13 protein-coding genes are annotated in these 11,744 nt (G+C 31.9%); 8 read left to right on the top strand and 5 right to left on the bottom strand.

Annotation, left to right across the window (positions count from 1 at the left end; genetic code table 11):
- The 8 genes from Trichorick_RS08555 to Trichorick_RS08520 form a co-directional block, all read left to right on the top strand.
- A partial coding sequence (locus Trichorick_RS08555) for a thioester reductase domain-containing protein (protein ID WP_323739237.1) occupies positions 1-1,872 on the top strand: 1,872 nt, incomplete at its 5' end.
- Positions 1,873-2,221: 349 nt separating this feature from the next.
- On the top strand, positions 2,222-2,389 hold the full coding sequence (locus Trichorick_RS08550; protein WP_323739236.1) for a hypothetical protein: 168 nt from the start codon (positions 2,222-2,224) through the stop codon (positions 2,387-2,389).
- A 123-nt stretch (positions 2,390-2,512) separates the two neighbouring features.
- Positions 2,513-2,878, top strand: coding sequence for an IS3 family transposase (locus tag Trichorick_RS08545; protein ID WP_323739239.1), 366 nt, complete (start codon positions 2,513-2,515; stop codon positions 2,876-2,878).
- A gap of 227 nt (positions 2,879-3,105) precedes the next feature.
- Positions 3,106-3,981, top strand: coding sequence for an aspartate kinase (locus Trichorick_RS08540; RefSeq protein ID WP_323739235.1), 876 nt, complete (start codon positions 3,106-3,108; stop codon positions 3,979-3,981).
- Positions 3,982-3,996: 15 nt separating this feature from the next.
- Positions 3,997-4,791, top strand: a complete 795-nt coding sequence (locus Trichorick_RS08535; RefSeq protein WP_410250276.1) for an ACT domain-containing protein — start codon at positions 3,997-3,999, stop codon at positions 4,789-4,791.
- Positions 4,792-4,797: 6 nt separating this feature from the next.
- The gene (locus Trichorick_RS08530; RefSeq protein WP_323739233.1) at positions 4,798-5,466 is read left to right on the top strand and encodes a homoserine dehydrogenase family protein; all 669 of its coding nucleotides are present in this window, start codon (positions 4,798-4,800) and stop codon (positions 5,464-5,466) included.
- A gap of 280 nt (positions 5,467-5,746) precedes the next feature.
- Positions 5,747-6,631: a 4-hydroxy-tetrahydrodipicolinate synthase gene (gene dapA, locus Trichorick_RS08525; protein ID WP_323739238.1), complete on the top strand. Its 885-nt coding sequence runs from the start codon at positions 5,747-5,749 to the stop codon at positions 6,629-6,631.
- A gap of 378 nt (positions 6,632-7,009) precedes the next feature.
- On the top strand, positions 7,010-7,615 hold the full coding sequence (locus Trichorick_RS08520; protein ID WP_323739232.1) for a recombinase family protein: 606 nt from the start codon (positions 7,010-7,012) through the stop codon (positions 7,613-7,615).
- A gap of 332 nt (positions 7,616-7,947) precedes the next feature.
- Here Trichorick_RS08520 and Trichorick_RS08515 read toward each other — a convergent pair whose 3' ends face one another.
- The 5 genes from Trichorick_RS08515 to Trichorick_RS08495 all read right to left on the bottom strand — a co-directional run bounded on the left by Trichorick_RS08515 (position 7,948) and on the right by Trichorick_RS08495 (position 11,490).
- Entirely contained in the window at positions 7,948-8,301 is a 354-nt protein-coding gene (locus Trichorick_RS08515; protein ID WP_323739231.1) for a hypothetical protein, read from the bottom strand.
- Positions 8,302-8,359: 58 nt separating this feature from the next.
- Complete coding sequence (locus Trichorick_RS08510; RefSeq protein WP_323739230.1) at positions 8,360-10,108, bottom strand: hypothetical protein; 1,749 nt, start codon at positions 10,106-10,108, stop codon at positions 8,360-8,362.
- A gap of 170 nt (positions 10,109-10,278) precedes the next feature.
- Complete coding sequence (locus Trichorick_RS08505; RefSeq protein ID WP_323739229.1) at positions 10,279-10,833, bottom strand: recombinase family protein; 555 nt, start codon at positions 10,831-10,833, stop codon at positions 10,279-10,281.
- Positions 10,833-11,222, bottom strand: coding sequence for a type II toxin-antitoxin system VapC family toxin (locus Trichorick_RS08500; protein ID WP_323739228.1), 390 nt, complete (start codon positions 11,220-11,222; stop codon positions 10,833-10,835). Before Trichorick_RS08500 ends, Trichorick_RS08505 begins: the two co-directional genes overlap by 1 nt.
- Entirely contained in the window at positions 11,215-11,490 is a 276-nt protein-coding gene (locus Trichorick_RS08495; RefSeq protein ID WP_323739227.1) for an AbrB/MazE/SpoVT family DNA-binding domain-containing protein, read from the bottom strand. The genes Trichorick_RS08500 and Trichorick_RS08495 overlap by 8 nt, the downstream gene beginning before the upstream one ends.
- Positions 11,491-11,744 lie beyond the last annotated feature (254 nt).

Genomic DNA, 11,744 nt, shown 5'->3' with positions numbered 1-11,744 from the left:
AATCCGTTTGGTAATGGTGAGCGTTTATATAAGACAGGAGACATAGGGCGGTATTTACACGATGGTAATATTGAGTATTTAGGAAGAAGTGATGAGCAAGTAAAGATTAGAGGTTATAGAATTGAATTAGGCGAAATTGAAGAAGTACTTAATAAACATGATTATATTAATACAGCTATAGTAATCACAAAGAAGACAGATAATGAGGAGTTAAATTTAGTAGCCTATATAGTATTAAAAGAAATTACAGGAAAATATTCACAAGTTTTAATAGATAGTTTAGGAGAAGAATTCCACGCTTTGGTTATAAAAGAAAAAATAACCGAAAAACTAAAAAGTACTTTAGTTCTAATGTTACCAGAGTATATGATACCTAGATATTTTATATATTTAGATAGAATACCATTAACAAATAATGGAAAGATAGATAAAAAAGCTTTGCCTGAAGCTGATTTTAAGAAGAAAAGTAAAAATTATATAGCACCAAGAAACCAATTAGAAAAAGAATTATGCAAAATATGGGTAGAAATACTCAAAGTTAAAAAAGTTGGTATTAATGATAATTTCTTTACACTTGGAGGGCATTCTATTTCAGCAACAAGATTAGTGATCAAGATTCATAAAGAATTTAATACTAATGTATCACTAGGCAATTTTTTTGAGAATCCTACGATTAGTAGCTTGATTAAAGTAATGAAAAAAGATAATAAAAATTATATTCAAGCCCTCTCTCCAACAGCATCTTTGCTAAAAGATGCTAATATAAAATTGCATATATCTAAAAAAATTTCAAAAGACAAAGAACTTTACACTCAACCAAAGTCGATTTTATTAACAGGCGCTACTGGATTTTTGGGAATACATTTATTGCAAAATCTTATTACTAATACTGATGCTAAAATTTACTGTTTAATAAGAGCTGATGATACTAATGCAGCTCAAAATAAACTTATTGCACAAATGAAAAGATATTGCTTAAATGAAAACTTTAATCGTATTGAAATAGTATTAGGTGATTTATCTTATAAACAATTATCTCTGACTAAGCAACAGTATAATGTACTCTGTAAAGAGATAGATGTAATATATCATTGTGGTGCATTAGTACATCATATATATGATTATCAAAAATTAAAACCTACTAATGTTGATGGCACTGTAGAATTAATTAAATTAGCATCCTCTAGTAAATTAAAAGCACTTCACTACATTTCCACTTTAACTGCGAGAATAAATACAATTCAAGAATTTGAGGATTATGAAAAAAGTCTGTCATATGAAAATATTGATGGAGGATATGAACAATCGAAGTTTGTAGCTGAAAAGTTGATTATTGCAGCTGCAAAACAAGGTGTTTTTACTACTATCTTCAGACCAAGTCATATCCTTGGTAGTTATAAAACAGGCATTTTCCCAGTAGAAAGATATCGTATCTTTCTATTGCTAAAAGGTTGTATAGAATTAGGCTATGCCCCAAATTGGAATAATAAATATTATGATATGTTATCTGTGGATAATGTAACAAATTCTATTACAACAATCTCTCTAAAACAGGATTCTTTTAGAAAATCATTTCCTATCATTAGTCCAAAACTACTAAAATGGCAAGATTTAATCCTATGGTTAAATAATCAAGGATATAATATATCTTTGATATCTAGCAATTTATGGCAAGAAAAATTAAAAACTATTGATGAAAACAATGCATTATTTCCATTATTATCTCTTTATTTAGGAGGTGATAATAAAGAAGATCAAGAAGAGGGCAACAGTATTATTGATGATAATTTTGATATAGATATTCAACTTTTAGAGAAAACTTTTTCTTATTTGAACAGTATCAAATTTATAACACGATCAAGAGCATTATAAAATCACTTATGTTAGCCAACTTATCTGATAGTTGTAATTAAATATGTTAGCCAAAAATTGTTTTTGATTGCTGGTGTTAATCACGGTTTTTGTTACGTAAATGCAAAAGGTTGTAGAATTAGAGAGAAATTACTATATCAAAATATAATTAATGCAATTTGTTATGTAATGAAAAGCGGCTACCAGTGGTGTTTATTACCTAAAGACTTTCCACCATGGCAAGATATAATGGTCCCCATAATATGGACAGAGATTTAAAAGAAATGAAATATAATATTCTAGCAAGCTAATGGAGCTAGAGATGAAAAAACAAGCTAAACAATAAGCGTCAGAAGAAAAAGACAAGATTGTGATAGAAGCAATCAAAGGTGAATTAACTATAGCTCAAATAACCAGTAAGTACGGTGTACATGCTACTCAAATAACCAATTGGAAGAAGCGAGGGTTAGAGCTGCTGATACATGGATTTAAATCTAAGGCTCATGGTACTGAGTCCGAATCAGCAAGATTTAATTAATAGTTTATATGAGCAAATAGGTCAGTTGAGTGTAGAGCGTGACTTTACATAAAAAAATCTACATTGTTTGGATTTAAAAGCTAGGTGTAGCATGATAGAACCTAGTTTGAGCAGTTAACGGTTATAAAACAATGTGAGCTGCTGAATGTTAATAGATCAATATGTTATTATAAGCCTGCTGGCATAGATGAGCACGATTTAAAGATTGTGCATCTAATCGATGAGACTTATACTATGCACCCATATTATGGGATGCGACGAATGGCAAAATATTTACAAAAGCAAGAGTTTGTAGAGGGTCGTAAAGCTGTTAGACGTTATTACCGAATAATAGGGCTTGAAGCCGTTTACCCTAAAATGAATTTAAGTAAGAGGAATCAGGCACATAAAGTATATCCTTATCTATTAAACGGGTTTGATATAATATCGGCAAACCAAAGTGTGGAGTGCGGATATAAGTGTGCCGTGCAAAAGCGGCTTGAAAGATAAGAAGTAGGTCTCTCGCAGCCGATCTACAGGGATAGGTTGCAAACCACTGTAAGGGGCAGATGATTATGGAATACATATTGGACATTTACGCGCCAATAAAAATATTCTTGGGATGGTCTCACTAAGTCACAATTTAGTAAGAGGAGCTGCAGGAACTGCCATTGTTAATATGCTAGTATATTTAAAACAAGAGATGATTAAATAAGATGTTAGGTTAAGAGATAAAAATGCAAGTATTAAAATTTGGAGGCACTTCTTTAGGAAATGCCCATCGTATTCTTGAGGTACTACTTATCATACAGGAGCGTTGTACTCAGTCACGCCTTGGCGTTGTGTTATCAGCTGTATCTGGTGTCACTGATTTGTTGCTGACCAGTATTACAAAAGTTTTAGCTGACGAAGATGTTGAAATTAGTGTTAGTAAATTTTTTACCTTACATAATACTATTATCGATGAGCTGACACACAAAAATCCAGAATTTCCTTCAAAAAAGATAAGAGACAGTCTGGAAGAAATTTGTAACAAATATAGAACCTTTCTTCAGGAGATTCAATTAATCAAAGAGTGTCCTGTTAAGGCATACTGCCAAATTCTAAGTTTGGGAGAACGAATGTCTGCACATATTATGGAAGTTCTTCTTATGCAGATAGGGATTCATATTAAATTTATTAATAGTTGTGACTTCATTAAAACAAAAAGATTTTTAAAGGAAAGTACTCCTATTATACAAGAAATAGAATCAAGGTTTTCTGCAGTGATGGAGCAATCCTTTACGGTGCTGCTTATGTCTGGCTTTGTTGGGTCCGATATGGAGGGAAATCTCAGTTTGCTAGGACGTAACGGCTCCGATTATTCAGCTAGTATTATGGCGGTTGGGGTTAAAGCAGAGCGATGTGAAATTTGGACGGATGTAGACGGGTTCTACACAGTAGATCCTACTCAAATCTTAGATACTAAATTAATTCCCGTTATGAGTTATGGGGAAGCCATGGAGCTTGCTTATTATGGAGCTAAAGTGTTGCATCATAAAACAACACGAATACTTATGGATTACCTTATTCCTCTCTATATCAAAAATACGTTTTTCCCCTCTCACGAGTGAAGCAAAATTTCCAATATGGAATACAAAAATTGCGCATTGATTCGAGGTGTGTCTGCCATAAACAACGTCGCTTTGATCAACATCTATGGTACTGGTATGAATGAGATTGAAAATATTACGGCACGTATTTTTAGTGCAGTATCTCGATGTGGTGTGCCTATTTTTTTTGCCACTCAAGCAAATTTTGAGAATTCAATCAGTTTTTGCATTCGAGAAGCTGATATATCTGTTATAAAAAAGGATTTAAAAAATGAATTGTTTTTAGAAATTAATGCTAAAGTTATTGAAAGGATTGATGTACTGCCACATCAATCTATAATTAGCATTGTCAGTGATCAGATTTATTCCAACTATGGTATTGCGAGTAAGCTTTTTTCCGCTCTTGCTGCTCAATGTATCAATGTAAAAGCTATTACTCAAGCTTTTTCTGCGAGGTGTATATCTGTTGTAATTGATGATAAAGAAAGCAAACGTGCCCTTTGTGCAGTTCATAGTTTCTTTTTTTGCACTACACAACCTGTAGTATTATATATCTTTAGAGTTGGAACTATTGGTAAAGGCTTATTGGAGCAAATTAAAGAAAGACAACAGCAATTCTTAGAAGAAAGGATAGAAATAAAAGTTGTTGCCATCTCTAATTCCAAACAGATGATCTATACTGAAGAAGGTATCGATTTATCTAACTGGAGTACAGCGCTCAATACATCTGATACACCAAGCGACTTAGGTATACTGCTGGAGAAAGTGAGTAAAACAAACCCTCTCAATGGTATATTTGTTGACTGCACTAGCTCAGGAAAGTTAGCATAAAGCTATTTGGAAGTATTTCGCACAGTTCTCCATATTGCTACACCTAATAAGAAAGCTAACAGCGGCTCCATAGAATATTATCATGCATTGCGTGATGAAGCAAATAGGAAAAAGAGACGTTTTCTCTATGAAACTAATGTAGGCGCTGGTTTACCTATTTTTGATACCTTTAAAAATTTGATGAATAGTGGAGATAAGTTAGTTAATTTTTCTGGAATTTTGTCTGGGTCTTTATCATTTATCTTTGGTTTATTAGAAGAAGGAATGCCATTTTTACAAGCGGTACAAATTGCCCGTGAAAAAAAATTTACAGAACCAGACCCTCGTGATGATTTAAACGGCTTAGATGTAGTTCGCAAAGTATTGATTCTTTCACGAGAAATTGGTGCTCAATATGCTCTTGAGGATATTCAGTTGACGCCTATTCTTCCCCATGATTTTGATATCAGCGGAAGTATAAAACAGTTTTTGTCTCGTCTTTCATCAATTGATTCTTATTTTGAGACAGCAATAAAAATGCTTCAGAAAAATAATCAAGTATTGAGATTTGTGAGTGAAATTAGCGAAAATCAATGCAGCGTAGGTATGCAGTCTGTGGCTCAAGATCATCCTTTATATACCGTTAAAGGAGGAGAGAACGCTTTACAAAGCGTTATGCTCCAATCCCTCTTGTAATACGGGGATATGGAGCTGGGATTGATGTTACAGCTGTAGGTGTTTTTGCTGATATTTTGAAGACTGTTAAGATGAACTAAAAGCCAAAAAAGTGAAAGTTGAGCTAATTTAATTAATGATCTTTTAAGGGAGCATTTCTTATTATAATATATCATAAATAATAGAAGTATGTTACGCTATCTTTGATTTAACATAAATTGAGTGAGAAGATAGTGATAATATGTAGTACAATGTATAGAGGAAGCAAAAATATAAAAAGCTAATAAGAATATAAATTATGATGGATAACAATATATTTAAAGGATTATTTACCGCACTTTTGACTCCTTTTAAAGACAATAGAATAGATTTTATGTCTTTAGAGAAAATGCTTGAGTATCAAATTAAAAGCGGAGTTGATGGTATAGTTATAGCAGGCTCAACGGGTGAAGGAGTTAATTTAGATAGAGATGAATATATAGCTTTATTACAAGAGGTAGTCGATATTACAAAAAAACGTATATTGATAATTGCGGGGTGTAACGCAACTTACACTATACAAGCCGTAAATCAAGTTTTGGAAGCTCAAAAAATTCCTATTGATGGTTTGATGTGTACCACACCGTATTATACAAGACCAACGCAGGAAGGTCTATACCAACATTTTAAAGCAATTCACGATATTGCTGAATTACCGATAATTTTATATTCTGTGCCCATTCGTACTGGTGTTGATTTTACAGATGATACAATATTTCGACTTTCTGAACTTCCAAAAATCATTGCTTTTAAAGACGCAGGCCGCGATTTAGAACGTACATTAAGAATTAGTGCTAAAGTTAAAGGGGATTTTGCTCTTTTATCCGGAAATGATGAAGTATCTTTGGCTTATAATGCACAAGGGGGAGTAGGGTGTATTTCAGTTGTTTCAAATATAGCGCCAAAACTATGCAAAGATTTACAAGAGCGATGGAAGAAAGGTCATTTCAAATCAGCTTTAAAAATTCATCAACAACTGGTGCCGCTCTATAAAGCTCTATTTATGGAAGTCAATCCAATAGGTATTAAGTATGCTGCGCAATATTTAGGTATATGCTCAGGGGAACTTAGGTTTCCTCTAACTGAAGCAAATTTTGATACAAGAAATGAAATTGAAAGAGCATTAAAGAAACTTGCGCTAGGATAAAAATAGGGGTATCAGCAACATCTCTGTAAAAAGGTACGGTTTTGAGAATGTATTTTCTTCAAAACCGTACCTTTTTACAGAGACGTTGCCGATACCCCTATTTTAAAATTTTAGTTCGTTGATTTTTTCAACAGGTAGACCGGTAGCCTTAGATATAGTATTGATATCTATATTTTGAGACAGAAGGTTTTTAGCGATTTCAATTTTTTCTTCAGCTTTACCCTTAGCTTCTCCTCTAGTTTCGGCGGCTTGAAGCTCGTCTCTATCGTTATAAAGCTTTTTTTGATAATAAGAGAGTAATTTGCCCTCTCTTCAGGAGTCATTTTGAGAATACTAAGCTTTTCGGCTACTTGAATCATATAAATTGTACATAATATTATGAAAGTTGGATATGCCAGAGTTAGCAGTACCACTCAAGACCTTGAGTTGCAAAAACATGAATTATTAAAAGCTGGATGTGAAAAGATATTTAGCGAGTCTGTAAGTGGTAAAGATAATAATCGCACTGAATTAATAAAAATGATTGATTCACTAAGAGCTAAAGATACTGTTATAATTTATAAAATTGATAGAATTGCGAGATCTTTAAAAGGACTTATTGATATCATAGAATTACTAAAAAATAAAAAAGTAAATCTCATATCTCTTGACTCCGGAGATAGCGTAGACACCACTTCTCCTATGGGTAAAGCATTCTTTCAGATAGCAGGTGTATTTGCAGAATTAGAACGTGGTATGATTAACGCGAGAACTAAAGCCGGAATCGCAAAGGCTAAAATTGATGGAGTAAAATTCGGTAGAACTTTAGGGAGTAAAAACCCAAAAACTGCAGAAAAAATTGAAAAAATAGAGATTTTTTTAAAAGCCGGTAAGAGTTATGATTGGATTACAAAAGAACTATCTGTGAGCAAAAAAACAATATCTGATATTAGAAAATCTATATTATCGAAGGCAATTTCGGAAAAATCTGAGGTTTACGCTTAGACCCCAATAGGGGAAAATAATGTCCGAAAATTAGGTTAGAATAATTTAAGGCTATAATGTTGTTAAGGACAGCCATTTTATACATAGCTGTCCGATTTTATTTTAAATATTTATAAAAGAAATATAAGCTTAGGTCAGTGTATAAAGTGATCGCTTGATAACTTACCGCTCAGCTCAATTTGAGTTAAGGAATCATTGGCATAATCGAAATTATAGAATTATGAGTATAGACGCAAAGTAATAAACTAGTGCTTGGTAGTTTACGAGATGATTGGCCAAAAACTATATAGATAAGGTGCGTTACCTTATCTATATGAATTATACAGCTAACTCTAAATAAATTTGTCAACTTTTTTTGAATTTGGCAAGCCCTCCGAATAATTATCTAGAGTTTGCATATATTGTTTATAAGTATTTTCTCCCATTTCTTGCTTCAGCTTTTCTGGTTCAATTTGACCATAAACAGCAGCTTTCCAATCAAAACCACGCGCATCTTGCTCTTGATGTTCAGAAAGTTGTGCTTTTTTAAGCCATGGATTTTCTTTTCTTGCTGAACTAATATTATTAGTTTTAGAGAAAGATCCTTCACCTTTTATTTCTTGTTCTTCTCTTCTTATCACTTTTTCTTGAGAGGCTACTTTATAGCTACTTGGCAAAGATTGATTGTCTATATAAGAAATTTTCATAGTACTTAACTCCTATTATACATTTATATTGAAATAATATAGTTTTCTCTAATGAAATTCAATATATAAGTGAGGTTTTTATATATTTTGCACTTATCTCTCCAAACATTTTTGTAGCGAAAAGCTCTTCGTATGAGCTTATTAGCTCTATACTATTTGGAATAGCTTCTTTAATGAGCTTTGATGGTTTATCCGAGCTTAAAACTATATGGATCCCGGTTTCTTGTAAATCAGAAAATATTAACCTCTTTATATTTCCTTCGCTATTAGTGTCAACTCTTATTAAAATATCATGGGCTTGAGGAATCCTATCATTACCGTGAATGTTTCCCATAGCTTTTGTGATATCAGCTTTTTCTATAAAAGTTATTAAAGCCATATGTGTTTTCTCACTTTCTGACTCTACGACTCTTTTACTTAAGATATCTAAAATACCAATTAGTAAATTCGCATCATACTTAATATCAGGTAATATTTCCTCAGCATGAGAAAAAATCTGTAACTCTGGATAATAATCCATAATTTGGTTTTGAATACTAGTCCTTGCTTTAACAAATAATAGGCTAACATCTATATTATTGCCTTTTAAGAATTCCTGGAAATCTTTGTTGTTTATTAATTTTTTTATAAGGTGAAGAGGCGGTTTTTCTTCTTTATCTATTTCTAGGTTAACTATAGCTTGAGTAATTTCGGAGACGAGTTCTTCATACACTTTGTCTGGATTAGGATTTCTAACTTCATGATATCTTTGTTGGAATAAAGTGCTTTCTGATAATATTTGAACTCTATTATTAAAATTTTCTCCTAATCTAGAACTAACAAGAGAAGAACCGTGACAAATACCTGATGATGGCATTTTATATATATCTCGTTCTTTTGACGTAGGAGTAGCCTGCACTTCATACTCTTTAAACTTCTTAATGAATTCCTTTCGCCCGTTATCTATTGTTTTATTAATTAATGTAATATAAATATTAGAAATAAACCTTTCGTTTTTTAGTTTTTCTTTTATATCTGTTTTTGTTGCTATTTGATTTCTTATGGAATTGAAAAAATATTTTACTACCGTTATGGTATTATCATCTTCTTTATTAAATATTTTATCTTTTAAAACTTGTAAGCCAGCTTCTGCATATGGTAAAAGTTGTTCGTGATACTCGTCAAATTTTAAACCAATCACCTTGCTAATAGTATCCTTAAGGTAAGTAACGTTAATATCGTCTATATTTAGGTTATAAGTATTCAATTGTTTTATAGTAAAGCCTTTTGACATAGCCAGTGCTGTTACTAGAATTTCATCTTCAATATAAGAATATTCTTGATAATTTATACCCAAATTATCAAATGCTTGTTCAGAGGATATTTCTTTATTAAGTCTATTGTTTACTATTTTTATTATACTTTCTAAATATTCTTTACCACCGCCTAACAGCTTATGATTTATATGAAGTTTATACTCCCCATCACTTAAACTAGTAATCTTTGCATAGCTATTTTTAAGAAACTTACTTAATTGCATAGGATTAGTAATTTCTTCTAGCTCTTTTGGTAGGTTTTCAGCTTTTATTAGAACTTGCTCTCCACTATTGCTAAGAGTAGTAACAGTAATTTGATTAGTTTTAGTTGAATATATAAATTCAACTTCTTTACAGCCTACTGCTGGAAGAGTGTATTTAAGTTCTTTATTAATCTCGACTATATCATTTCTATGTTGAGAATTTTTTATATTATCTTTAGTTAAGTAATTTAGCTCACTAAATGTTTTAACATTAGAAGTAAAATTATACTCAGTTTGGTTGAGCTTCATATCTCATAACTCAATAGATAATTAATATTGAAGGTATGTTAACAAATTTAATTAAAAATTGCAACGTTATTCTTAATAAAATTTAATTGTCATTTATCAAAGTCGAGTTCAGCAGATTATCAAAGAGGAGTTCAGCAAGACATAAAATATAATGGGCTTGTAAAAAAAGTCTATCTTACATATTTAAGCTCACGATATATTGTAGAGCGCCCAAGATTCAGTTGCTTAGCAGCAGCAGTTGGAGAGAGACCTAATTCAATTAACTTCAGTGCTGAACTGAGTTTCTCTTTGTCCAAAGTAGGACGACCAAGTATTTTACCTTTTAGTCGAGCAGCGTTTATGCCGTCCTTAGTACGTTCTGAAATTAACCTTCTTTCAAAATGTGCAATAGCACCAAATACATGAAACACCAATTCACCTGCAGCGGAAGATGTATCTATCTTTTCTTCTAAGGACATTAAACCAATCTTGCATTCTTTGAGATATTCTACAGTTTCAAGCAATTCTTTTAAGCTACGCCCCAAACGATCAAGCCTTACTACGCAAAGTAAATCATTTGGTCTGGCATAAGCAATTAAAGCTTCTAGTCCGGGTCTATCAAAGATTTTACCACTTATCACATCTTCAAAAACCCGTATAGCACCCGCAGCAGTCAAGCGGTGCTTCTGAGAATCTAAGTCTTGTTGTTGCGTTGATACACGTGCATATCCCAAAATATCAGTCATTACCTTGCCATTATGAATTCAATGTCAAGGTCGATTTTTTGCCAGATCTTATCACAAGTAAGTATAGGGTAATTTTTGAACATTGCTAAAGCAATACAGCCCCTATCTCCTAATGATAAACCATATTGTTTTGTTTTTTTGATTATTTTTGCTGTTATTAATGCTTGTTCTTCACAAAAATCTATAATTTTGATACCAGAAAGTTTTATTAGGTTTCTACAATCGTCTTCTGTTAAATTTTGCACTTCAATACAGTATTTATATACTTCTGCAATATTTACACTTGAGATTATTGCATATTTCATATGCTTCCTTATGGATTCATAGCCAAGCTCTTTTGCAAATAGCATTATAAGAGCAGAGGAATCAAAAATTATTTGATTAGCCATTTTTTATATTTCTCTCTTCTTCTATTTTGTATTCTTCATGTTTTCTATCTATAAAATCATCTACCACTGAATCTTTTCTATCACTTTGGTTTTTGGTAAAGATTGTATACATCTCGTCTATTACTTTATTAGCATTAATTATTTTTACCTCGTTTTCATAAACTTCTAAATTAACTTTATCACCAGGCTGTATATTAAGTCTTTCTCTTATTCCAGATGGGATTAACACCCTGCCATGTTGATCCATGTTCGTTACTAATTTTTCCATAATTTATACCAAATACTTATTTAAATTATTTATCGTTTATTACAATATATCATTTAAATAAATTACGCAATAAATTTGTAGATTTACCTCGTCTAAAAAACGGACATTTCTTGGAAGGAATGCAGCTTGGTAAAATTACCACTCAAAACCTGTCCTGTAAGTTCCCTAATTAAATGGCGTAAATTTCTCATAAATAAATGGCGTGAGAAGATTGCTTAAAGGTTTTATCAGTTGCAAGTAGCTAGCGAATTAAT

Origin of the sequence: Candidatus Trichorickettsia mobilis (assembly GCF_034366785.1) — a bacterium.
In the GTDB taxonomy this organism is placed as follows: Bacteria; Pseudomonadota; Alphaproteobacteria; order Rickettsiales; family Rickettsiaceae; genus Trichorickettsia; species Trichorickettsia mobilis_A.
Note: the sequence above shows the minus strand (reverse complement) of the source record. Positions and strands in the feature narration are given on the sequence as shown.